At 37.6% G+C, this 24,834-nt stretch carries 25 protein-coding genes; 15 read left to right on the top strand and 10 right to left on the bottom strand.

Annotated features, from left to right (window positions below):
* Positions 1-20 precede the first annotated feature (20 nt).
* The 4 genes from RNZ46_RS13990 (at position 21) to RNZ46_RS14005 (ending at position 4,254) form a co-directional block, all read left to right on the top strand.
* Positions 21-401 carry a hypothetical protein gene (locus RNZ46_RS13990; protein WP_316982787.1) on the top strand — a complete coding sequence of 127 codons (381 nt, stop codon included), beginning with the start codon at positions 21-23 and terminating at the stop codon, positions 399-401.
* A 327-nt stretch (positions 402-728) separates the two neighbouring features.
* Positions 729-1,346 carry a nucleotidyltransferase family protein gene (locus tag RNZ46_RS13995; RefSeq protein WP_316982788.1) on the top strand — a complete coding sequence of 206 codons (618 nt, stop codon included), beginning with the start codon at positions 729-731 and terminating at the stop codon, positions 1,344-1,346.
* Complete coding sequence (locus tag RNZ46_RS14000) at positions 1,343-3,637, top strand: FdhF/YdeP family oxidoreductase (protein WP_316982789.1); 2,295 nt, start codon at positions 1,343-1,345, stop codon at positions 3,635-3,637. Before RNZ46_RS13995 ends, RNZ46_RS14000 begins: the two co-directional genes overlap by 4 nt.
* Before the next feature lie 29 nt (positions 3,638-3,666).
* Complete coding sequence (locus RNZ46_RS14005) at positions 3,667-4,254, top strand: DUF4202 domain-containing protein (protein WP_316982790.1); 588 nt, start codon at positions 3,667-3,669, stop codon at positions 4,252-4,254.
* Between the two features lies 1 nt (position 4,255).
* On the opposite strand, the gene moaA is transcribed toward RNZ46_RS14005, so the two are convergent.
* The 10 genes from moaA to RNZ46_RS14055 form a co-directional block, all read right to left on the bottom strand.
* Positions 4,256-5,263: a GTP 3',8-cyclase MoaA gene (gene moaA / locus RNZ46_RS14010; protein WP_316982791.1), complete on the bottom strand. Its 1,008-nt coding sequence runs from the start codon at positions 5,261-5,263 to the stop codon at positions 4,256-4,258.
* Between the two features lie 27 nt (positions 5,264-5,290).
* The gene (gene moaCB / locus RNZ46_RS14015) at positions 5,291-6,202 is read right to left on the bottom strand and encodes a bifunctional molybdenum cofactor biosynthesis protein MoaC/MoaB (RefSeq protein ID WP_316982792.1); all 912 of its coding nucleotides are present in this window, start codon (positions 6,200-6,202) and stop codon (positions 5,291-5,293) included.
* Between the two features lie 27 nt (positions 6,203-6,229).
* Positions 6,230-6,595 (bottom strand): four helix bundle protein, encoded by a 366-nt coding sequence (locus RNZ46_RS14020; protein WP_316982793.1) that lies wholly within the window; start codon positions 6,593-6,595, stop codon positions 6,230-6,232.
* Between the two features lie 41 nt (positions 6,596-6,636).
* Positions 6,637-7,080 carry a molybdenum cofactor biosynthesis protein MoaE gene (locus tag RNZ46_RS14025; RefSeq protein WP_316982794.1) on the bottom strand — a complete coding sequence of 148 codons (444 nt, stop codon included), beginning with the start codon at positions 7,078-7,080 and terminating at the stop codon, positions 6,637-6,639.
* Complete coding sequence (gene moeB / locus RNZ46_RS14030; protein ID WP_316982795.1) at positions 7,070-8,182, bottom strand: molybdopterin-synthase adenylyltransferase MoeB; 1,113 nt, start codon at positions 8,180-8,182, stop codon at positions 7,070-7,072. Before moeB ends, RNZ46_RS14025 begins: the two co-directional genes overlap by 11 nt.
* Before the next feature lie 57 nt (positions 8,183-8,239).
* On the bottom strand, positions 8,240-8,473 hold the full coding sequence (locus tag RNZ46_RS14035; protein WP_316982796.1) for a MoaD/ThiS family protein: 234 nt from the start codon (positions 8,471-8,473) through the stop codon (positions 8,240-8,242).
* Entirely contained in the window at positions 8,457-9,041 is a 585-nt protein-coding gene (gene mobA, locus RNZ46_RS14040) for a molybdenum cofactor guanylyltransferase (protein ID WP_316982797.1), read from the bottom strand. The genes RNZ46_RS14035 and mobA overlap by 17 nt, the downstream gene beginning before the upstream one ends.
* 2 nt (positions 9,042-9,043) lie before the next feature.
* Complete coding sequence (locus tag RNZ46_RS14045) at positions 9,044-9,784, bottom strand: sulfite exporter TauE/SafE family protein (RefSeq protein WP_316982798.1); 741 nt, start codon at positions 9,782-9,784, stop codon at positions 9,044-9,046.
* Between the two features lie 144 nt (positions 9,785-9,928).
* Complete coding sequence (locus RNZ46_RS14050; RefSeq protein ID WP_316982799.1) at positions 9,929-10,267, bottom strand: winged helix-turn-helix domain-containing protein; 339 nt, start codon at positions 10,265-10,267, stop codon at positions 9,929-9,931.
* A gap of 1 nt (position 10,268) precedes the next feature.
* On the bottom strand, positions 10,269-11,447 hold the full coding sequence (locus RNZ46_RS14055; protein ID WP_316982800.1) for a molybdopterin molybdotransferase MoeA: 1,179 nt from the start codon (positions 11,445-11,447) through the stop codon (positions 10,269-10,271).
* Between the two features lie 178 nt (positions 11,448-11,625).
* Between RNZ46_RS14055 and RNZ46_RS14060 the strand changes: the two genes are divergently transcribed.
* The 11 genes from RNZ46_RS14060 (at position 11,626) to RNZ46_RS14110 (ending at position 24,822) form a co-directional block, all read left to right on the top strand.
* Positions 11,626-11,868 carry a hypothetical protein gene (locus tag RNZ46_RS14060; protein ID WP_316982801.1) on the top strand — a complete coding sequence of 81 codons (243 nt, stop codon included), beginning with the start codon at positions 11,626-11,628 and terminating at the stop codon, positions 11,866-11,868.
* A gap of 43 nt (positions 11,869-11,911) precedes the next feature.
* Positions 11,912-14,197: a molybdopterin-dependent oxidoreductase gene (locus tag RNZ46_RS14065; RefSeq protein WP_316982802.1), complete on the top strand. Its 2,286-nt coding sequence runs from the start codon at positions 11,912-11,914 to the stop codon at positions 14,195-14,197.
* Positions 14,198-14,288: 91 nt separating this feature from the next.
* Positions 14,289-14,987 (top strand): nitrate reductase cytochrome c-type subunit, encoded by a 699-nt coding sequence (locus tag RNZ46_RS14070; protein WP_316982803.1) that lies wholly within the window; start codon positions 14,289-14,291, stop codon positions 14,985-14,987.
* The gene (locus tag RNZ46_RS14075) at positions 14,980-15,615 is read left to right on the top strand and encodes a cytochrome c3 family protein (RefSeq protein WP_316982804.1); all 636 of its coding nucleotides are present in this window, start codon (positions 14,980-14,982) and stop codon (positions 15,613-15,615) included. Before RNZ46_RS14070 ends, RNZ46_RS14075 begins: the two co-directional genes overlap by 8 nt.
* Before the next feature lie 10 nt (positions 15,616-15,625).
* Positions 15,626-16,747 carry a 4Fe-4S dicluster domain-containing protein gene (locus RNZ46_RS14080; protein WP_316982805.1) on the top strand — a complete coding sequence of 374 codons (1,122 nt, stop codon included), beginning with the start codon at positions 15,626-15,628 and terminating at the stop codon, positions 16,745-16,747.
* Positions 16,748-17,021: 274 nt separating this feature from the next.
* Positions 17,022-18,245: a sulfate reduction electron transfer complex DsrMKJOP subunit DsrP gene (gene dsrP / locus RNZ46_RS14085; protein ID WP_316982806.1), complete on the top strand. Its 1,224-nt coding sequence runs from the start codon at positions 17,022-17,024 to the stop codon at positions 18,243-18,245.
* A gap of 110 nt (positions 18,246-18,355) precedes the next feature.
* A complete protein-coding gene (locus RNZ46_RS14090) occupies positions 18,356-19,618 on the top strand; it encodes an alginate export family protein (protein WP_316982807.1) in 1,263 nt (420 codons plus the stop codon).
* A gap of 155 nt (positions 19,619-19,773) precedes the next feature.
* Entirely contained in the window at positions 19,774-21,309 is a 1,536-nt protein-coding gene (locus RNZ46_RS14095; protein ID WP_316982808.1) for a YifB family Mg chelatase-like AAA ATPase, read from the top strand.
* 174 nt (positions 21,310-21,483) lie between these two features.
* On the top strand, positions 21,484-22,068 hold the full coding sequence (locus RNZ46_RS14100; protein ID WP_316982809.1) for a hypothetical protein: 585 nt from the start codon (positions 21,484-21,486) through the stop codon (positions 22,066-22,068).
* A gap of 448 nt (positions 22,069-22,516) precedes the next feature.
* On the top strand, positions 22,517-22,891 hold the full coding sequence (locus RNZ46_RS14105; protein WP_316982810.1) for an effector-associated constant component EACC1: 375 nt from the start codon (positions 22,517-22,519) through the stop codon (positions 22,889-22,891).
* 2 nt (positions 22,892-22,893) lie between these two features.
* The gene (locus tag RNZ46_RS14110) at positions 22,894-24,822 is read left to right on the top strand and encodes a caspase family protein (protein ID WP_316982811.1); all 1,929 of its coding nucleotides are present in this window, start codon (positions 22,894-22,896) and stop codon (positions 24,820-24,822) included.
* Positions 24,823-24,834 lie beyond the last annotated feature (12 nt).

Raw genomic sequence — 24,834 nt, forward strand, 5'->3', positions numbered from 1 at the left:
TAGCTTTAAATGGGCAAAGAATGGATAGTCGAACTAAAGAAATAATATTTCGATTTGAAAAATCCTGGAATGATACAGAAAAGATTTTCGATATGCTGTTGGAAAATGGATTTGAAAGGTTAAAACCTGTTCGTGAATTTATTACTGAATTAAAGAAAAAAGAAGAAAATCATAATTTTAGAATTGGGACTTCTATGTACCGACTTATTTTTTCTCGTTCAATCGAACACGGGTTGCGTGACGACCAAAAACTATTGATTATTGATACTCTTGACAAAAACGATTATGAAGTAATCTTGAGAGACGGTTTTAAAAAATATAGAAAATACAGGGTTAACGACTTAAATGACCCTAAACTGACGAAATTATTAGAAACCCTAAAAGGAACTTTAATCGACTAATTATGGCAACTCAAATCTGTCCGAATTGCGAAATAGATGCTTTTAGTTGGAATGTGGATGAAGAAGAGTCTAATCAGACAATTTGGTACTGTCCAAATTGTCAATATCGAGCGTTTGAGCATGAAACTGAAGAACGAGATTGTTTAAAGTGCGGAAAGAAAACGGAATCGAAATTAAAAGATGATGATAAAGAATATTGGTGGTGTTCAAATTGTAATTCGACCGAAATAGTATAAACTTCATCTTACTCGTATATATTTATTACTTGGTTCCATTTTATTTATGAAGCATTCATATAGTTTTAAATAACATTTACTTTAATTTCTTTTGCAAACTCCATCAAACATATCCATCATCATATTAGCGGCCGGTGCCTCAAAACGCATGGGAACTCCTAAACAACTTCTAAAATGGGGAAATTCCACGCTAATTGGTAATGCCATTGAAACCGCTTTAAAATTGCAAGTAAACGAGGTGATTGTGGTTTTAGGCGCGCATTACAATCTTATTAAAAAGGAAATTTCAAACTATCCCATAACCATTTTAAACAATGAAGATTGGCAAAAAGGTTTGGGCAGGTCCTTAGCTTTTGGCGTTGAATATATCGCGAATTCAAAACAAAATATTGATGGAATTTTAGTAACTTTAGCAGACCAACCTTTAATCGACACTGTATTTCTGAATAAATTAATTGATGAATTTAATAAAGGGCAACATCTTATAATTGCAACATCGTATAAAAACAAAAAATACGGCGTTCCCGTTATTTTCAATCAGATTTATTTTAAGGAATTAAGAACCTTAAATGATGATTTTGGTGCTAAACACCTTTTAAAAAAGCATAAGTCATCAGTTAAAATTATAACACCAGAGTTAGAAAATTTAGATTTAGATTTAAAAGCAGATTACGAATCACTTTACAAGAAACATTTTGATAGTAAATGAGCACATCACCAGAACATAAAGCCAGCACACCAGAAAAGTTTACCGATTTAAAAACTGGTGAACCGCATACAAACAGTGCTGGATTTGGTGCTTTAAAATCTGTTTTTGGTCAGGTTACAAAATACATGAAGCCTGTCGATGCCATTAAATTATCACTTAAAATAAATCAAAAAGGCGGATTTGATTGCCCCGGTTGCGCATGGCCCGATCCCGACGACGAGCGTTCTGCATTAGGCGAATATTGCGAAAACGGATTGAAAGCCATGGCCGAGGAAGCCCAAAATAAAACCATTGGCGAAGAGTTTTTTGCAACACATTCCGTTGAAGCCCTCGTCGAATTATCAGATTTTGAAATCGGTAAATCTGGGCGCTTGTCCGAGCCCATGTTTTTGGCAAAGGACGCCACTCATTATCAACCCATTGCTTGGGAAGATGCTTTTACCAAAGTGGCAAGTCATTTAAACACTTTAAACCATCCCGATGAAGCGGTGTTTTATACCTCTGGAAGAACCACTAACGAAGCCGCATTTTTATATCAATTATTTGTACGCGAATTTGGTACGTCCAATTTACCAGACTGCTCCAATATGTGTCACGAAGCAAGTGGCAGCGCACTATCTGAAACCTTGGGCATTGGTAAAGGTTCGGTAACTTTAGATGATTTGTACAAAGCCGAAGTGGTTATGGTTGTTGGCCAGAACCCGGGTACTAACCACCCTAGAATGTTAACCGCTTTAGAAAAATGCAAAAAAAATGGCGGTAAGATTATTGCTGTAAACCCGTTGCCGGAAGCAGGTTTAATAAAGTTTACCAATCCGCAAAACCCCATAAAATTATTAACCGGTGGCACGAGTATAGCCGATGTTTTTGTGCCGATTAAAATTAATGGCGATGTCGCTTTTATAAAAGCCTTGTTGCTTAAATTATTGGAAAAAGAGGAACAAAGCGGTGATGTATTTGATAAGGCATTTATTGAAGCATTCACCCATGGCTACGACGCTTTTATTGCCGATTTGAAAACATACAATTTCGATGAATGTTTACAAGCTTCGGGAATTACAAAAACCGTTTTTGATGAGGTTTTCAATCTTATATTAAACAACGAAAAAATCATTGTTTGTTGGGCCATGGGCTTAACACAACATGAAAATGCCGTAGATAACATACGAGAAATAGTAAATCTATTATTGTTAAAAGGAAGCATCGGTAAAGAAGGCGCAGGCACTTGTCCAGTACGCGGACATTCCAATGTACAAGGCGATAGAACCGTAGGTATTTGGGAATCGGCGCCACAAGCTTTTTTAGATAAAATTGAGGCAAAGTACGGTTTTAAACCCACCACAAAACACGGCTATTCGGTTATCGATGCCATAAAAGCCATGTACGAAAACAAAGCCAAAGTGTTTTTTGGTTTGGGTGGTAATTTTATCTCGGCAGTTCCAGATACCAATTACGCGGCACAAGCTTTGGCAAACTGTAATTTAACGGTTCATGTGAGTACAAAACTGAATCGATCGCATTTGGTAACCGGAAAAGAAGCACTCATTTTGCCCTGTTTGGGACGCTCTGAAAAAGACTATCAAAAAACGGGTGTTCAAACCCAAAGTGTCGAAAACTCCATGGGCATTGTGTCGTCAACCAGAGGGATTTTAGAACCGTGTTCCAAAGCATTGTTAAGTGAAGTTGCGGTAGTTTGTGGTATTGCGCATGCCACGTTGAAGGAGCGGAGCAAAATCGATTGGCTGAAGTATAAAGACGATTACAACTTGGTGCGCGACGATATTCAAGAGGTTGTTGAAGGTTTTGACGATTATAACAAACGACTAAAAAATCCGTCGGGGTTTTATTTGCCAAATGGTGCACGCATCAGAAAATTCAAAACCAAAACCGGGAAAGCCCAGTTTTCTATCAATAAACTTCCCAATTGGAAGCTTAAAAATGATGAATTAATTATGATGACCATTCGTAGCCACGACCAATTCAACACTACCATTTACGGTTTAAATGATAGATATCGAGGTGTTTATAACGAAAGACGTATCATTTTTATGAATCGGGACGATATGAAAATTAGAGGCTTGCACGAGCAACAAGTCGTTAATTTAAAATCTAAATTTAATGGTGTTACCAGAGTAGCCAATAAATTTAAGGTGATTGGTTACGATATTCCTAAAAATTGCTGTGCCACTTATTTCCCGGAAACCAATGTGTTAGTACCTTTAGATAGTTTTGCGCATACGGCCAAAACTCCGGCTTCAAAAAGTGTGATCATTACGGTTGAAGCCGCTTGAAACAACAAGAATTTATAATTGAATGACTTATGAAACCAACACGATTTGAAAGCACCATAGCGTTGATCGATAAGAAAAATTCTGAAGACCCCAACGTATATCGTGTTCATGGTTTGGAATATCCAAAAGAATTATTGTACTCGCAACGCATGACGCGAAAGTTGTTGCAGTTTGAACCCAACGCCTCCAAAGCACTTCAAATTGCGGCACGAGCACAACATATTTGCCGTTGGAAAATCCCCAGAAATGACTATCCAATGGATCGCGTTGGTTATTTAAAATGGCGTGAGACCCTTAAAAAAATGCACGCCGATATCACTACTACTATTTTAGAACAAGTGAGTTATGATGATGAGTTTATCGACCGAATTACAGCTTTAATCACCAAAAAGCTTATAAAGAAAAACGAAGAGTCTCAAACTTTGGAAGATGTTGTTTGTCTCGTTTTTTTAGATTATTATTTTGAAGAATTTGCAGAGAAACACGACTCCGACAAAGTGGTTGATATTCTTCAAAAGACTTGGAAAAAAATGTCCGATAAAGGTAGAAAAGAAGCCTTAAAACTTCAATTTTCTGATAAAAATTTAAAACTTATAAATGAAGCTATTGCGCCATAATTTAACCTCCAATGGTAATCATACTTCGGTTGTTATTATGCAATTTAGGTTCCTGAAGTTTTTCCAAAGTATTCATACCACCTCGAACTTTTAACTTCGCTTGCACCGCTTTTTGGATGATAGGTTCAATAGGTTTTCCTGCGCGAAGTGTGGTTAATAAATCAGATTCGGTTGATGAAAACAAGCAGTTTTTTAATTGCCCGTTGGCGGTTAAACGCAATCGGTTACACGAATCGCAAAACGGATTGGTTACAGAACTTATTATGGCGAAACTGCCTTTATAGCCTTTAATTCTATAGTTTTTTGAGGTGTCGTTTGGTGCATCTTTTAGACGTATAACGTCTGCTTCGGAAAAAGAATCGTTTACATAATGCATTACTTCTTTATAGGATACCATTTTACTGATGTCCCATTTGTTGCCATCAAAAGGCATAAATTCAATGAAGCGAACAGAAATGGGTAAATCTTTTGTAAACTTGATAAAATCGATGATTTCGTTATCATTAAACCCCTTCATTAAAACCGCATTCAATTTAACGTTAAAGCCTTCCTTTAACAATAATAAAATATTGTTGTAAACCTTTTTAAATTCATTGCGACGTGTTATGTGTTTAAATTTTTCTTCATTTAAAGAGTCTAAACTCACGTTGATGTTGTTAACACCGTGCATTTTCAAAACATCAATAAATTTATCAATAATTACAGCATTTGAAGTGATAGACAATTCCACCGGAAGCGAAGCCAGCTTTTCTAAAATAACGGGAATATCCTTTCTAACTAAAGGCTCGCCACCCGTCAACCTAATTTTTGTTACGCCGTGTTTTACAAAGGTTTTTGCGATGTCGTAAATCTCTTCATAAGTCATTAAATCGCTTTTGGGCGATAGTTGCACACCTTCTTCCGGCATGCAATACGAACAGCGTAAATTACAACGTTCAATCAGCGAAATACGTAAATAGGTATGGTCTCTACCGTGTAAATCTTGTAATATGTTTTTATTAGTCTCCATTTTTACCTATTCATTTTTCTTTTTAAATTAATCATGTCTGGCACCTTTTAAAATTCCAAAAACATGTAAAACCGATGGAAAAATAGCATCCATAGATTCTTTGGCGCCATTGGTTGAACCTGGTAAAGCAAGCACTAAAGTGTTATTTATCGTGCCCGCCACACTTCGGGATAACATCGCGTAAGGCATTCGGTTTTGACCGTAATTTCTAATGGTTTCCTCAATGCCTAAAATACGTCTGTCTAACAACGGAATTAAGGCTTCGGGCGTTACATCGCGTGCCGATAATCCTGTTCCGCCCGTGTAAATAATCATGTTGACACCCAGATTTTCATAATATTTTGCTTTGTTTTGGATGCTGTCTTTTTCATCTGGAATTATGATGTAATCTTCAATCTTAACATCGCAAGCTTCTAGTTTTTCAATTATGGCTTTTCCGGCTCTGTCTTCTTTTTGTCCGCTGGAAATTGAATCCGAACACACAATTACAGCTGCGTTTAGCGGTGTTCTAAAACGGTTTTTGTAACTGGATTTACCGCCTTTTTTCTTTAGTAATTTTATGGCGTGTATCTCGATACCTTTATCGATGGGTTTTAGCATATCGTACATATTCAATGCTACAACGCTAGCGCCATGCATGGCTTCAACTTCAACCCCTGTTTTGTAAATGGTTTTAATGGTACAGGTTACGGTTATTTCCAAGTCGTTAATTTCATAATCAATACCCGTGAATTCGATGGGCAACGGATGGCAATCGGGTAAAATATCGGGTGTTTTTTTTACGCCTAATAAGCCCGCAGCTTTACTCATGGCAAATACGTTGCCTTTGGGCACGGTGTCGTTTTTAATGGCTTCAATGGTTTCCCGTTTGCTCACTTTTACGATGGCTTGAGCGGTTGCTATTCGAAGGGTATTTGATTTATGTGTGATGTCGACCATTATCTTAATGTGGATTCGTTGAGTTGTTTATTTGTTTAACTGTGATTTCCGTAATGCATTTAACTTGTTAGAAATTTTTTCAATTTCATTTCTTATTTTTTGATACTCTATTTCTTCTATAAAATTTAATTCTTTTGCAATGATTACTTGATTTAAAACTTCCATTAATGAACTAAAAGCCATGGTTGAGAAATGAGCTTTATCTCTATTAGTGTTTCTCGAAGTACCTTCCGCTAAGTTTGATGCAACTGAAATAGATGCTCTTCTTAATTGATTTGTTAAACCAAATTTTTCTTCACTTGGAAAGTTTTTAGTTGTTGAATATAGTAGTTTTACTAACTCTTTTGAATCTACCCAAACATTCAATTTTTCAAATGAAAACGTATATGACATTTTTTACTTTTAACGATTAAACAACTAAACAAATCAACTTTTTAATTATTCACTTTCCACTGATGCGATTCGTCTTCAAAAATTTCTTTTCCAAAAACGGGAACATCCGCTTTTATGGCTTCAACGATAAATTCCAAAGCCTTGAAAACCACCTTTCTTCGCGGTGACGAAACGAACACAAACAAACAAATTTCACCTGCTTTTACTTCGCCTAAACTGTGATAAATATGCATGCAGGTTAATTCGAATTTTTCAAATGCAGCTTCACGAATGTCGTGGAATTTTGCATTTGCCATATCTTCGTAAGCTGTATATTCTATTGCTGAAACCGTTTTATTATCGATAACATCAGCGCGTACTTGACCTAAAAAAATATTATGTGCACCAATACTGGTTTTGGTTTGGTGTTTGGCGATGGAATCACCAATAAATTCAGATGAAATAGCACCGTGTTTAAATACGTTTTTGGGTTTTTTATCTTTCATGGTTTTGTTTGTTGTTTAGACCTGTCAGGTTTTTGAAACCTGACAGGTCTTTATTAATTTCTAAAGCGCCTTCTTTTAAGCTGAAACAATTTTCAATGTCTAATGCCTTTAAAAGTGAAACTGCTTTTTTACTGCGGATTCCGGATTGACAAAACAGATACTTTTCTTTTTTCAAATCGATGCTGTCTAAGTTGTTTTCAAGTTGGCTTAACGGCAAATATGTAACTTCTAAATTTTCAACTTTCGGTTTTTCGTGGATTTCCCTAACGTCGATAAATTGGATGTTTTCTTTTGATAAAATTGATTTGATCGAAACTTCGTCCATATCAAATCCGCAATTAAAACCCGTGTCTTTTTTATGGAAATCTTCTTTGTCATTTAAAACCGAATTAATGCTTTTTTCATTTCTACTGATTTTTAAAATAGATGTTGTTGACTTCTGCGCATTATAACACAGCAGCTTGCCCGAAAGCACATCGCCCAGATTTAAAATGATTTTTAAAACTTCGTTGGCTTGCATACACCCAATAATGCCCGGGAGTACGCCCAAAACACCAATTTCGGAGCAATTCGGCACCGCATCTTTTTTAGGCGGATTAGGGAAGAGGCAGCGATAACTCGGTCCGTCATTATAATTAAAAACAGAAACCTGCCCCTCAAACTTATAAATCGCCCCAAAAACTAAAGGTTTGTTGGTAATTAAACAAGCATCGTTTGATAGGTAGCGGGTGGCGAAATTATCGGTACCATCAATAATAATGTCGTATTGGTTAAACAGATTGATGGCGTTTTTGTGGGTTAGTTTTTCCGCGTAAGCGATAATTGAAATGTCGTTATTTAAATCTTCCAAACGTTGTTTTGCGGCTATGGCTTTGTTTTTCCCTAAAGATGATGTGCCAAACAAAACTTGACGCTGCAAGTTGGATATTTCAACCACATCAAAATCGATAATGCCAATGGTGCCAATACCTGCAGCGGTTAGATATTGTAATACGGGGCAACCCAGCCCGCCAGCACCAATAACCAGCACTTTGGCATCGGAAATTTTGTTTTGACCTGCTTGCCCGATTTCGGATAGTATAATATTTCTGTTGTATCTCATTTAATTTCTTATCAAACCTGTCAGGTTTTTAAAAACTGACAGGTCTATTTACGGTATTTATCCACCGGCAAAAGGCGGTAATAAAGCGATTTCGTTTCCAGTAATTTGTGTTTCAACGGAAACCAATTCTTGATTGTGCGCCACCTGAAAATCCTTGTTTTTTAATGCCTTATATTTTGAATAAAGCATATTTAAAAGTTCGGAAATCTGTTGTCCCGAAAACTCTAAAGATTCTTCTTCTTTTTGCGTGACCTCGGCTATTTGCCCAAAATATTTAATGGTTAAATACATTTTCAACTTGTTTTAATTCTTCTTTCGTGTTCACATTCATTGTAGAAAATTCGTATTCTTTTTCTAGTATAATATTTTTCGATTTACAGGCTTTAACAGCCACACGCAATCGACGTTCATCTTGCTGTAAAAACTGTTTAAACTTGTTTTTTACATGTCGTTTATATAAAGCAATCAAAGGCATTGTTTTTCCTTGATTTTCAATTTGAATAATTTCTGAATCATCATCAATAGCATCGATTAATTGTTGCAATACTTCGGAAGAAATCAACGGAATATCACAACTCAAAATCAAATTATAATCTGTAAATGATGCTTCTAAACCAGAGCAAATTCCAGCTATTGGACCTGCGTTTTTTGTGATGTCGTTTACACGTTTCAATCTGAATGCATCATAATCTGAATCATCTGAAACTATAATAATTTCAGAAACCAGGGACTTTAACGCATCGATGCTATACTGCACAAAGGGTTTGTCGTTCAACAACATAAATCCTTTGTCCGTTCCCATTCGCGAACTTTTTCCGCCCGCTAAAATAATGCCCGTTATGTGTTTTTTATCTATCATAATTATGCAAAAAATAATTTGGCACTAGCTATTACAAGTACAAAAGCCAAGATATACCGAAGCTTTTGGTTGTTGATTTTTTTGCTTCCGTAGTAGCCACCCAAAACGCCACCAACAAGTGCAATGCCCACCAATAAAAACGATTCTTTTTCTAAAGTTACGCCGCTACTTAATTGCCCAATGAGTCCGGATGCGGAATTTACCCAAATAAATAAGGCCGAAACAGCGGCAGCTTCCTTCATTTTACCCCAATGCAAAAGCAAAATTATGGGCGTTAAAATAATACCTCCGCCAATGCCGATAAGTCCCGAAAAGAAACCGATAATGCCACCAACAATCAATCCCTGCCATAGTTTTATATTTTTTATTGTATTGCTTTCTTTTCCGAAAACGTTCAGCATTTTTAAAATGGCAAATACCAGTAAAACCGCTAATATTTTTTTATAAAGGGTTGCATCAACTTCAATTGTACCGCCTAAAAACGCTAATGGAATAGAGGTAATAGCAAACGATAAAAACAATTTTCTGTTAAAATAGCCTTCCTTATAATAATAGTAAAATGAAATACCTGCAACGAATAAATTGAGCAATAGAGCCGTGGGTTTCATGGTTTCCGGTGCAAACGAAAACAACGCCATTAGCGCTAAATAACCGCTGGCGCCACCATGACCAACGCTGGCATAGAGGAATGATACGATGGGAAGTACCAAAAAGAAAATATAGATGTTTTCGGTTTGTAGCATAAAGAAGTGCCTAAAGTTATAGGTGTCTAAAGTGTTTAAAGTTATGAATGGTTAAAATTTTATGTGTCATAGTTGTTAGATTATTGGTAATTGTATTAAACTTTAAGTACTTAAAACTTTAGCACACTTTAAAGTGCTTTCTAATCATAATTCTTTTAATTTTTCGAGTTGCGTATCTAAAAATTCCCAACAGTTTTTATTGATGTCGTCAAAAGCATGGACTAAATTTTTGCCGTAATCGGTAAGTTCTGCGCCGCCGCCGCCTTTACCACCAATGCTGTTTATGGTTACCGGTTGTTTTGCCGATTTGTTAACCGAATCAATAAGACCCCAGGCTTTTTTATAGGAAATATTTAAAGATTTAGCTGCTTTTGAAAGCGACCCCGTTTCATCAATGGCTTTAAGTAATTGCACGCGCCCTTCACCTAAAAACACTTTGTTTTTTGATTCGATCCAGATTCGGCTTTTTATTTTATAGCTCATTTTAAACAGGCAGTAAAATGGTTTCAACCATATCGTTTTTATTAATTTTATTAACTTCGTCTGAAGCAAAAACCAAAGCATTCGACACGGCAAACGTGTGTTGCATGGCAGAACTTTGTCCTTCTAAAATTTCAACCGTTCCATCGGTATAAACGGCTTTTAAAAATTGTGGTCGGTCGCCTTTTTTACTGAAATTGGAAAGGGATTTTGCTTTTATTCGAGGTAACTCAGTGGCCTCCCGATTCATCATATTTTGCAATGCGATGAACACATAAATATAAAAACAGGTAAGCGCCGCTGCAGGATTTCCGGGAAGCGCAAAAATGCTTGTCTCTGCCTTTTTTCCAAAGAATAAGGGCTTACCGGGTTTCTGTTTTACTTTATAAAAAATTTCTTCAACTTGTAATTTCCTTAAAGCCTTTCCAACAAAATCGTAATCGCCCACCGAAATCCCACCGGTTATTATTACTAAATCGTGGTCATTGATAACGGTGTTGAGTTTTGTTACTGTTTTTTCAAAATCATCTTCAACTTTATGAATGGAAACATCGTAAAACTTCAAGCTGTAAAGGGCCGCGAGCAGCATTTTGGAATTGCTTTCGTAAATTTTTCCGAAGGGTAAAATTTGGCCACCTTCAATTAATTCGTTTCCTGTGGTAATAATTGCAATAGAAGGTTTTTTTAAAACGGAGACTTCTTTTATGCCCAAAGAACTTAAATAGCCAATGGCTGCCGGAGTTAACTTGCTGCCTTTTTTTAAGGCCAAATCACCTGTTTTAACTTGTTCGCCTAACGGTCGAATATTGTATTCTTCAGTTATAGTATGTTCAATTGTAATCTTATTGCCTTCAGTTTTAACTTTTTCTTGCATCATTACCGCATTGGCAGTATCTGGAATGGGTGCACCTGTAAAAATTCTTACGGCTTCCCCCTTTTTTAAAATAGGTTGTTGTATATCGCCTGCTTTTACTTCGCCAATTACATTATACGTTAAACTATCATGCAAATTCAAAGCGTAACCATCCATAGCCGACTGTCTAAACGGTGGCATATTTATGGGCGAAAATTGGTCTTCAAATAAAAAGTAACCACCTGCTTTTTCAACAGGTTTTGTGGTTTTAATTAAAATAGGCTTTACACTTGCCTTTACTAATTGGATAGCATCTTCAATAGAGGTCATTTGAAAATTTCGTTATGTCTATACAAATATAACGCATTTTGTTTTATCGTTGTTTGGAGCAACGTATAAAGTTATTTATTTAGATTTATTTCAAATAAGGTTTTTATGACAATTGTTAGTTTATTTTTTATTAATTTCATGGAGATTTACGCTTTTAAACTGAAAAACCAACTTTTTTATGCCCATAAAAAGCTATTTAGCACATCCGCACGAAAATAAAAAAGAAGACCTTATTATAGCATTATCCGCATTTAAGGAATGTGAGGTTATGCCTGCAACCAATGAAGATATTTTAGTGTTGGTAACCGATACTTTAGATGATGCTTCCGACGACATTCTTAAAGAAAAAATTGAAAATATAGAAAGCCTAAAATTGTTAGCAATGGTTTCAGGTTTTAACAGTCCACAAAATCAGCAATAACATGTACAATTCATTAACGAACAGAAGAAGTTTTATAAAAAAAATGGCACGATTATCTGCTATGGCAGCAGCAGCATCTATGTTTCCGGGCATTGTATTTGCCGCCGAACAAGAGGCAGACATTCCTGATGGTGCTAATTTAGATTGGAAAAAAGGCCCTTGTAGATTCTGTGGCGTAGGCTGTGGTATTTTAGTAGGTACTGAGAATGGAAAGGCTGTGGCCGTAAAAGGCGACCCAAACAGTGCTGTAAATAAAGGCTTACTTTGTGTAAAGGGTTATCATCAAACTATGTGTATCCAATCAAAAGACCGATTAACGCATGCTTTGGTAAAAAAGAACGGAAGTTATGTGAAAACACCTTTAAACGAGGCTTTGGATATAGTGGCCAATAAAATGAAAAGTACTATTGATGCCCACGGTAAAGATGCTGTGGCGATGTACACCTCGGGGCAATCTACCATTCCCGAAGGTTATGTGGCCTCAAAGTTAATGAAAGGCGCTATAGGTACCAATAATTTAGATTGCAACGCCCGTTTGTGTATGGCCAGTGCCGTAACCGGATTTTTAACCTCGTTTGGTGCCGATGAACCTATGGGTTGTTATGAAGATATTGAGTATGCCGATTATTTTGTAACCTGGGGCAATAATATGGCAGAAATGCACCCCGTGTTATTTTCTAGAATGTTAGAGCAAAAAGCAAGACGAGGCGCTAAAATAATTGATTTTGCTACCCGAACAACGCGTTCTAGCACAGCATCGGACAAATCTATTTTATTTGAACCGCAAACCGATTTAGCCGTTGCCAATGCCATCTGTTACGAGATTATAAATAATGGTTGGGTAAATAAATCTTTTGTTGAAAAGCATTGTAACTTTAATAAAGGACTTACCAATATTGGGTATGGGCTTGAAGATAATTTTCAGTTTACAGACAAACCGGAAAAAATAGATTTTGCTGCTTTTAAGGAGTTTTTAAAAGATTACACGCCTGAGAAGGTTGCCAAATATTCAAAAGTATCGGCTAAGGATATTAAGTATTTAGCTTTTATTTATGGAAACCCGAACACGAAAGTGGTGTCGTATTGGTGTATGGGCATGAATCAACACACCCGAGGCACCTGGATAAACAACTTGGTTTATAACATTCATTTATTGACCGGAAAAATTTCACAACCCGGTAATGGGCCGTTTTCGTTAACAGGTCAACCTTCTGCTTGTGGAACCGCCCGTGAGGTGGGAACCTTTACGCATAAGTTGCCCAAAGGCGTTGTGATGAATGCCGAAAACAGAGAATTAGCCGCAAAAATTTGGAAAGTTCCCGTAGAACGGATTCCTTCAAAACCAACCTATCACGCTACCGAAATGTTTCGAGCTGTTGATAGAGGCGATATTAAATTTATTTGGACTCAAGCAACCAACCCTTTAGTGTCTTTGCCAAAAACGAGTCGTTACCGCCCGGGCATGCAAAAAGATTCTTGCTTTGTGGTGGTTTCCGATGTGTTTCCAACGCCAACTTCCGATGTTGCCGATGTGATATTACCTGCATCGTGGCATATAGAAAAAAGTGGATTATATGGAAATTCAGAGCGCAGAACACAACATTGGGATAAAATGGTTGAAGGTCCTGGCGAAACCACACCAGATGCGTGGATGTTTATTGAAGTGGCAAAACGCATGGGTTATGGTGATTTGTTTCCGTATTCAAAAGAAAATCACGTTGAAGAAATTTATAACGAATACCGACAGTTTCACGAAGGAGCAAAACATGGTATGGCACCTTTAGAGGTTTTAAAGAAAGAATCGGGTGTTATTTGGCCTTATGTAAATGGCAAATCTACCCAATGGCGTTTCAATGCTAAATACGATCCGGCATGTTCCAATGGTGAAGATTTTCATTTTTACGGCAAACCCGACGGACGTGCGGTAATATGGCAACGCCCGTACGAACCCGCACCAGAAGTGCCGGATAGCGACTATCCGTTTTGGTTAAATACCGGTCGGGTTATCGAGCATTGGCATACGGGGTCAATGACGCGTAGAATTCCTGTATTGCATAAAGCCATGCCTCATGCCTATATAGAATTCCATCCGGAAGATGCCAAGGCTTTGGGTGTTAGAAATGGTGAAAACATTAAAGTGACTTCACGACGCGGTTCCTGCGTGTTGCCGGCTTCGATAAACGAAAGAGGTTTACCCACCAAAGGTCAGGTTTTTGTGCCTTTCTTTGATGAAAACATGATGATTAACGATGTAACACTCGATGCTTTTTGTCCGATTTCTAAAGAGCCAGATTACAAAAAATGTGCTGTTAAAGTTGAAAAAGCTTAGATTATGAAAGCCCATAATGGGTATTTAATAAAAAAGGAAATGCCAACGATAAATGCTTGAAAATCAAAATTGTTGGTAAAAATTTATATAAATGAAGAAACGACTCGGAATCATATCGATTTTTATAATACTGTTTATAACCTTTATTGTCATTTGGAGTTTTAGCTATCAAACAGGTTTGGAAGAAGGTTATGTACCCATTGAAAATACGGTAATACACACGAATATTCCATCTGAAAGCGGTGTGTTTAAACGTTCGGAATTTGCACTGGAATATGCCAATATGCCCGTTGACGCCAATCATCAACGCACATTAGATACCTATTACGATAATAGAGCCTATCACGGTGCACCACCAAGCATTCCCCATCCGGTAAAAAACGAAAGAAGTTTGGGCGGTAATACCTGTTTGCAATGTCATCAAAATGGAGGTTTTGTAAAACGTTTTGATGCCTATGCGCCCGTAACACCGCATCCCGAAATGGTTAATTGTCGCCAATGCCACGTCGCTCAAAACAGCAGTTCACTATTTAAGTCGGCTAATTTAACAAAAGTACAGGCGCCAAAAGTGGGTGTTAACAATGCATTATTGGGCACACCTCCTATGATTCCGCACCAAATACAAATGCGGGAAAACTGCCTGTCTTGTCACGCAGGACCAGCCGCACCTAAAGAGATTCGGGTAACACATCCAGAGCGTATTAATTGTAGGCAATGCCATGTGCCAACCGACCGTGTAGTTTCAGAAATCACACCTTTTTCAAGAACAAATAGTATAGATAATGAATAAAGAAAATTACACATATATATTAACTTGTCTGTTTATTTTAGTCTGTTTTTCGTGTAAGCACGGTAGTGGCGAATACCACAGTCTTCACGATAAAATTCAAGCCAAAAGTATAAGTCATCAAGATTCTACACTGTCTTCTGAAGCCTTTTTCAGTCATTATAAAACCATGGAAATAACCGAAGGCAAACACAGCTTTTTAATTCCAGAACGGAAAAGCCAAATTACATCGTATGCCTGTACGGAGTGCCACACAGAACCTCTTGATAATCTAAAAGGCGAGGACTTAAAAAAAGCACATTGGGATATTAGTTTGGCACATGCCAATACAAATACCATGAATTGCGCCACATGCCACAATGGAAATGATATGAACAATCTTAAGACGCTAACAGGCATGAAAGTAGATTTTAACTCAAGTTATAAGTTATGTGCCCAATGCCATTCCTCTCAATTTGAAGATTGGAAAGGTGGCGCACACGGTAAACGCATTGGCGGATGGGCACCACCACGGGCATCGCTTACCTGTGTTAATTGTCATAATCCGCATAATCCAAGTATTGAATCCCGGTGGCCATCACGATTTAATACAGAACAAATTGAAGAAGCTTACGAAGGTTTAGAGCATTAAAAATATAGGTATGAGCAATAATAAAAAATGGTATTCATTAGATTTAAATTTTAACAGAAAAAAGGAGCCTTCAGGGTCTTGTGGCTGTGGCAAAACTTCGGGTGGCTGTAACAGCCATAACGAAGAGATGAGCGATGAAGCATTTCTTGAAGCTGCGGTTAATGCCTCGATTGGAGATGAAGTAAAAAAGGATGGTTTCGAGCAGGTGTTTGATGTTAAAATGGATAGGCGAACAGCCTTTAAAAAACTAACCGCAAGTTTACTTATAGGTGCTGGCGCCGTAAGTACATCGTGTAGTGTAGTTGCTGGTGAAGATAGCAAAGAAAAGGCACAAATTGATTGGGAAGAGCAGTTTAAAGGCAACTATAAACTGATGACTGACAAAGAAAAAAACGCCACGGTTGAACGTTTAATGCGATCGTACGAATTGCGCACCGGAAAAAACCTTAGTATGACAGCTGAAAATGCCAAAGATGATGTGCTTTTTGGTTATGCTTTTAATATTTCGAAATGCCAAGGCTATATGGACTGTGTAAATGCTTGTGTTGAGGAGAATAACCAAGATAGGGATTCGCAAATGCAGTACATCAGAATTCATGAAATGAAGGATGGCAATGGTTTTAAGTTTAACGAAGCCGATGATAATTACTACCACGAAGTACCGGCTGAAGGCCATTTTTATATGGGAACACAGTGTTTTCATTGCGATAACCCACCCTGTGTAGAGGTTTGCCCCGTGCAAGCCACTTGGAGGGAAGATGATGGTTTGGTGGTTGTAGATTACGATTGGTGCGTGGGATGCCGTTATTGTATGGCGGCCTGCCCGTATGATGGCAGACGCTTTAATTGGAGTAAACCCGAAGTTCCGGAAAATGAAATTAATAAAAAGCAACATTATTTAGGGAACCGAATGCGTAAAAAGGGCGTGGTTGAAAAATGTACCTTTTGCGTGCAACGTTCCAGAAAAGGACAGAATCCAGCTTGTGTTGAGGCTTGCCCAACGGGAGCGCGGATATTCGGAAATTTATTAGACCCGAATAGTACGATACGTTGGGTTTTGGAAAACAAAAAAGTGTTTAGGCTTAAAGAGGATTTGGGCACCGAGCCTAAGTTTTGGTATTTTATGGATTAGATTATAAATGTTTATTTGTTTAGTGGTTAAACGCATTAACGGATAAGCGATTGTTTAGGAAGAAAAGTAATTAGCGGACAAACCCGCGTTAGGGATTGAACGGTTCGACTGCGCTCACCGCAGGCTAAATGTTTGAGCTCGCCGACGTAGGAGGAAGCGAGTAGTGAAAGCCCGACCCTTGCGGTAACGCCCAACTTCGCGATACAATTCCAATATATATTGGAATTACTCGAAGTGACACAATAGATAAAACCAAGAGTTATAATAAAATGGTATGCGACGATTAAAAGTTTTTAGAAGTTTAGTTATTGATAGCCTTGATGCTACCACAAAAGGATCAGTTAAATATAATGTTTGGATGGGGGTTTTAACCTTTATTATGCTTGTTGGTATGTATTGTTACGCCATACAATTGGACCAAGGTTTGAGCGTAACGGGTATGAACGACCGGGTAAGCTGGGGGTTGTATATTTCTAATTTTACGTTTTTGGTAGGTGTTGCCGCGGCGGCGGTAATGTTGGTTATGCCTACCTATGTACTTAAGGATATTGATTTTAAACAAGCCGTACTTATTGGCGAAGGGCTTGCCGTAGCGGCGCTTATTATGTGTTTGGCTTTTGTGGTTGCTGATATGGGTGGGCCATCGGTACTGTGGCATATGATTCCCGGAATTGGCGTATTTAATTTTCCGAATTCGATGTTAACTTGGGATGTTATTGTGCTAAACGGTTACCTGTTTTTAAATTTGAGTATTCCGTTTTATATACTTTTTAGACGTTACCAAGGCAAGGTGCCCAACCCCAAAGTGTATATTCCCGGGGCGATACTTTCGGTGTTGTGGGCAGTGGCCATCCACTTGGTTACGGCGTTTTTATATCAAGGTTTGCAGGCGCGTCCGTTTTGGAACAATGCCTTGTTGGGACCTCGATTTTTAGCATCGGCATTTGCTGCCGGACCTGCGTTGATTATTTTGGTTTTAGCCATTATACGGTCGTTTACATCGTTTAAGATAGAAACCAAAACCATCAAAAAAATTGCCATGATTGTTACGGTTGCAGCGCAAATTAATATTATTATGTTGATTTCGGAGTTGTTTAAAGAGTTTTATGCACCCACGCACCACAGTGAAAGTGCGTATTATTTATTTTTTGGATTGGAAGGAAAAACAGCCTTGTTACCATGGATTTGGACGGCAATTTCAATGAACGTGGTGGCCACCGTAATGTTAACCTTTAAACCACTGCGCGAAAACTTAAAGGTGCTTTATTTTTGTTGTGGGTTGCTTTTTGTAGCGATTTGGATTGAAAAGGGATTTGGGCTTATCGTGCCTGGATTTATCCCCGGGCCTTATGGTAAAATCATGGAATATCTTCCTACTAAAATTGAGGTTGGCGTAACCTTGGGTATTTGGGCTATGGGCGCTTTTATTTTTACGATTCTCGCTAAAACTGCCATTGGTATTGAATTGGGTAAAATTAGATATAAAAAGAAATCCTGATTGCCGAATCTATAGTTTTTAATTAAGCGTTTTTTTAATTGAATTTATATGAGATATGTCATAAACTGCCTTGTTTATAGCCTATATATTTGTACCATAAAATTTAAAAAATGAAAAAACAATACGTATTCATGTGCCTGTTGATGGCGACCATTCAATTCGCACAGGCACAATTTACATTAGATGGAGAGTTTAGACCGCGGACCGAATACCGCCACGGATTTGGAAGTATTATTCCTGATGCCGACGATGCAGGATTTGGAATTTCTACTAGAATTCGTTTAAATGCCGGCTATCAGGTTGATGCCTATAAGTTTTATGTGAGTTTACAAGACGTGATGGTTTGGGGTGAAAATCGACAAATTTTACCCTACGACCAAAACAACTCGTTTGCTGTGTTTCAAGCTTGGGCAGAAATTAATTTAGGTGAAGGATTTTCAACCAAAATAGGACGTCAGGTTTTATCTTATGATGACCAACGTATTATGGGCGGACTGGATTGGGCGCAGCAAGGGCGTAACCACGATGCGGCTTTAATTAAATATAAAAAAGGAAAGTTTTTAGCTGATTTTGGATTGGCATTTAATCAAGACTACTCGCATCCTACGGGTTTTGTTTCAACAGGAACAGGCTATAATACCACAGGTTTCTTTTCGTATAAAACCATGCAATATTTATACTTAAAACAGGCTTGGGACAACTTTTCGGGAAGCTTATTGGTTTTGAATAATGGATTTCAGAAATTCGATACCAACAACAATCCCGATGGCGTAAATAGCATTCAAACCTTGGGGACACACCTCAATTATAACAAAGGACGTTTTGGAGTAGCGACCAATGCCTTCCTTCAAATGGGCGATAATGTAGATGGCGCCTATTTATTAGGATTGGATTTTACGTACAAAGCATCAGATAAAGTAACACTTGGCGCTGGTTTAGAGCTTATAAGTGGCAATGATGCGGCAACTCCAGACACCGAAGCCTTCTTTCCATTATACGGTACCAACCATAAATTTAACGGGTTTATGGATTACTTCTTTGTTGGGAATCATGCCAATAATATAGGCTTGTTTGATGTTCACGTAAGTGCCAACTTTATACTAAGTGAGACTTCTGGCTTGTTGGTAAAAGTATTAAATTTCAGCGGCGAACAAGATTTATCAAGTGGCGAAAATGCTTTGGGAACAGAAGTGGATTTAGTCTTCTCCAAAGCCTTTAAAGGTTATGCTTTAAAACTCGGCTATTCCCAAATGTTTGCTAGCGACGGTATGTACGAGTTAAAAGGCGTTGCTGAAAATGCAGCCTCCGATATGCAAAATTGGGCTTGGGCAATGTTGGTAATTAAGCCTAAGTTTTTAAATGGAAACAATTAAGATATTATAATTTCTTTTTTTAAAGAACCCTCTTTGTTGAGGGTTTTTTTTGTTCCTTCATTTTGAAAATTATTCAGTAAACCAGTTAATTGTTTTGTCACTAACTTTCTTAAAATTAAAATACATTTCTTACATTTAAGCGGTAAACGAATACTATGCTTAAAAAAGTTTTTGGAAGTGCGGTTTTTGGTGTCGAAGCCACCACTATTACCGTGGAGGTTAACGTTGATAAAGGTGTGGGCTACCATCTGGTTGGTCTGCCCGACAATGCGATAAAGGAAAGTAACTTTAGAATTGCCGCGGCACTTCAGAATAATGGTTACAGAATCCCTGGCAAAAAAATTATTATTAATATGTCGCCCGCCGATTTACGAAAGGAGGGAAGCGCATACGATTTAACCTTGGCCATCGGAATTTTAGCATCTACAGACCAAATTAAAGCTGAAAATTTAGAGCGTTATTTAATTATGGGTGAGTTGTCGCTCGATGGAAGCCTGCAACCCATTAAAGGTGCATTACCCATCGCTGTTAAAGCCAGGGAAGAAGGTTTTAAAGGTTTTATTCTCCCAAAACAAAACGCAAAAGAAGCCGCCATTGTCGATAATTTGGAAGTTTATGGCGTTGAGAATATAAAAGAAGTTATTAATTATTTTGATAAAGATGAAGCTTTGGAGCAAACCATAATCGACACCCGAAAAGAGTTTGAGAAAAGCTTGGATTTCCCCGAATTTGATTTTAGTGATGTAAAAGGACAAGAAAGCATAAAACGCTGCATGGAAATTGCGGCGGCTGGTGGCCACAACATTATTTTAATCGGGCCTCCGGGAGCCGGAAAGACCATGTTGGCAAAACGTTTACCAAGTATTTTACCGCCAATGACTTTGCACGAAGCTTTAGAGACTACTAAAATACACTCGGTGGTTGGTCGTGTAAAAGATTCTGGGTTGATGGCACAGCGACCGTTTCGCAGTCCCCATCACACGATATCGAACGTCGCACTTGTCGGTGGCGGTAGTTTTCCGCAACCCGGTGAGATTTCATTATCGCACAATGGCGTGTTGTTTTTAGATGAATTACCGGAATTTAAACGCGATGTTTTAGAAGTTTTGCGTCAACCGTTGGAAGACCGAGAGGTAACCATTTCGCGTGCAAAATTTACGGTAACCTATCCGTCGTCTTTTATGTTGGTGGCTAGTATGAACCCAAGCCCCGGAGGTTATTTTAACGATCCCAATGCGCCAGTAACTTCAAGTCCCGCCGAAATGCAAAGGTATTTAAGTAAAATTTCCGGTCCGTTACTCGATAGAATAGATATTCATATTGAAGTCACGCCCGTACCTTTTGAAAAGTTAAGTGAAGACAGAAAAGGTGAAACATCAGTAGATATTAGAAAACGGGTGACGAAAGCCAGGGAAATTCAAACACAGCGTTTTTCAGATTCTGATGCCGTACATTATAACGCACAAATGAATACGAAACAAATCCGTAAATATTGTGTTTTAGATGAAGCTTCAAAGCAACTTTTAAAAACCGCTATGGAACGATTGAATTTATCGGCTCGTGCATACGATAGAATATTAAAGGTTTCAAGAACGATTGCCGATTTAGAAGGTGTCGAAGCGGTGAATGGCTCTCATATTAGTGAAGCGATTCAGTATAGAAGTTTGGATAGAGAAGGTTGGTTGGGGTAAATTCCTGTAAAGTCGGGTATTTTTTAATTGACGGCAGTCGTTACAAACGAGCGCTAGCATGGGGATTCGTGCGGTAGCGGTGGAGTAACTGGCACAAATAGTAGAGTGTTACGAAGTAATGGTACAGGTTTTGGTGTAGCCATTACACCTCGTAATTAAATATTAAGCTGGTTTATGAAAAGATTTTTGATATTTATAGTAGTAACAACAATCTGTTTAGAAACAAGTTATTCGCAGAATAGTTTTGTTGATAACGATACTATTATTAGTTGGAGTAAAAACAGAAAGCTTAAATGGGAAGATTTTAAAGGAATAAAAGACTCTATTAGTTTTACTGAAAATGGAGCGGTGACAGATTATTCAATTTCTTTATTACCTAGAAATATAAAAGTAGATGAATATGATAAGATAAATGCTATTGCTTTATTTTTTAAAGAGACTTCTTGGACTATAACTGAATCGTTAGGTTTGTTAAAACACGAACAAATACATTTTGATATAGCGGAAATATATGCTAGGAAAATCCGAAAATGTTTTTCAGAAAAAAAAGAGAATGGAGAAAGTGATATTTATAGTTATATCCAAATAGCTAAAGGTTTAGGTAATCAATGTACTGTTTACCAACAATTATATGATTCAGAAACTGCCCATGGTACTATAGGTTTAAAGCAGTTGAAATGGGAGAAAAAAGTAGCAAAAGAGTTAAAGGAATTAGACACCTATAAATATGATGCTAAAATAGAAGACATAGAGCATTAAGCATGCACTTTTTAGCGTTAAAGTCACCGTATTCTATGATTAAAACAAGTAAAAATTAAATTATTTTTGTTAATGAATCAAGCGGCATATTTTAAGACACCCCCCCCCCGCTACCGCTAGTCTGTGGCTAGTGGCGGCAAGAGTGAGCAAGAGTAAATTATATATAAGTGGCTACTATTCGAAATTTAAAACTTCAAAGTATTTAATAATACAAACCCAAGGTATTGAGGCATTTGTTGGAGTTCACCTATCGACAGCTATCGGGAACGGGAGGAAACGACTGCTTAAAGCCCGACCCCTTTTTGAGGTAACGCAATAACTTTTCGAACAATAAATGTTTCGTGTAAACTTCTGAAAAACATACAGGTACTTTAAAAATCGCTAGACATTAAATCGCATATCTAAAATAAATTCTATAAATTTGGTTTACAGCCAAAAAACAATAATCATGGAAGACAAACAGATAGAAGTTATTCTGCATCCAACTTCAGATTTTTTTGATGAAAAGGATTCGCGATGGACACAACAAAAAAATTTACTTGTCCGAGATTTGCAGGGTAGGGCTACAAAAGTGGAAAAAAGGTCTGAGCCTGTGGAGGGCATGAAAGGCGGATTGGAAACCTTAATTATCACCCTTGGACCTGCCGTAATTACCGGAATAGTAGATGTGGTTAAAGCGTGGTTAGCACGTGATAAATCAAAAAAAATAGAATTAACGGCAAATATAAACGGAAAAATCGTTTCGTTTACCGCCGATGCAAACGGCGTTGACAAAAATACGCTGAAAGAGTTCCTTACTCAGGCCATAGAAAAAGCAACCTAATTATGAGTGTCACCTATAAAGCTATTTTAATAGGGAATAGTGATTACCCTGATGATCCGCATGGGTTACCAAAGCTTAATGGGCCTGTAAACGATGTCAAGTTATTAAAAAAAGCACTTTGTAATCCTGATAAAGGATTGTTTAAAGAAGAGCATGTTACTGAACTTATAAACGCAACCTCAGTAGAAATGCTTGCCGCTCTTGAGGGATATTTCAAAAAACTAACCTATAATGATCAATCGTTGTTTTATTATAGCGGGCACGGGTTACATAACATAATGAATAGGTTGTATTTAGCTGCTAAAAACTCAAAGAAAGATTCCTTAATTTCTACAGCGATATCAGATAACACCATCAATATGCTACTGGAATCTTGTGGAACACGAAAGCATATTTTAATTCTCGATTGCTGTCATAGTGGCTCATTTAAAGGTGGGGATTTGCCACAATCGTTACTTGGTGAAGGTCGTTTTGTAATCACCAGTTCAAGTTCTGAAGAATTAACGGCAGATACCAATAAACCAAACAGCCCAAGTCCCTTTACAAAATACCTCGCTGAAGCGCTTTTAGTAGATGAAATAGATAGAAATCAAGATGGGTATGTGAGCATTAATGAAATCTATGATTATATCTATCCAAGAATCAATAAAGAAACCAAGCAACGTCCGCAACGAAAATTTGCAGATACTTCTGGCGACCTTCCACTTTGCAGACGAAAACCTTTACCTCAAAATGAATTAAATGACATAAAAGAGAAAGATAAAACCATGAATCTGGGCAGTGGAAAACCCAGGTTGAACGTGTCTGAACAAAAAATTGACCACCATGGTGTGGCATTTGACGAGGATTTGCCGGATGAAATTATAGACGTGTTTAATGAAGGGAGCGGTAAATTAAATTGGGCGGCAACCTGTGATAGCGATTGGGTAGATATTGAAAATCATGACACTTACATTAAATTAAAACTAAGCCCAAAAGTAGGAATGAATCGCGGCAGCATTCGAGTGAAAGATAAAAATGGCGGCGGCTCCAAAACCATACGTGTCACCGTTGAAAAATTAAAAGATCCAGCTCCAAAACTGCCGGAGCCTGAAATAGTAAATAATGTCGATACGGATATACAAGAAGAATCCGTTTTAAAAGATGATTCTACAACCACAACGTCAAACCTCTTGGTTACTTTTAAGGATGTGAAAATGCGGCACATCAATCAAGCCAAAGCCATTGTGGATAACTCTGAACAATCGGGATCTATCCTAGTATTTTCAGACTGTATCGTATTTGATGGAAACATTAAGATTACCATAAAAGATATTGATGTGTTAGAATACTATCCGCAAGACATCAACCCAGGTTACACCTATAATTATATGGGGATTTCGGGGAATTTCGATGGCGTTAAAAAAATGATGTATTTCTATAATTTTAGCTGGTTTGGTGCAGGACAAACCTGGAAAATGGCAGAGCAAATACACCACTTAATTAAAAATAAAAAACTGGCTGTTACTACCAATTTTAAAACACATATTAACGATAATCAAAACAATCAAAGCAATCAAAATACGTCATCAAACTTTCAACCGCCACAAAAGCCCACGGTGCCACCACAACAAAATAACATTTACATGCCGGGGTCTTGGAATATTTATATTTATCAATTTGGGCAACAAATATCTTATTTAAACCTCTATTTTAATGTAGGCGGTGCATTAAGCGGTACCCAGCAAAGTGTTGATGGGTTTTCGCAAATAAGCGGTACGTGGGGGTATAATCCGCTCAATAAATTGCTAACATACAGTGTTATGGTTTCTTTAATGAATGGTTCTGTACCAGACCAAGGTAGTGTGAGCCTAAAAATGGAAGCAAATGGCAATATTTCTGGAACCGATCTTTTAGGCAGACAATGGACGCTGCAAAAAACGGGGAATTAATAGTAGTTTTTC

It is taken from the genome of Hwangdonia lutea, assembly GCF_032814565.1.
Lineage (GTDB): Bacteria > Bacteroidota > Bacteroidia > Flavobacteriales > Flavobacteriaceae > Hwangdonia > Hwangdonia lutea.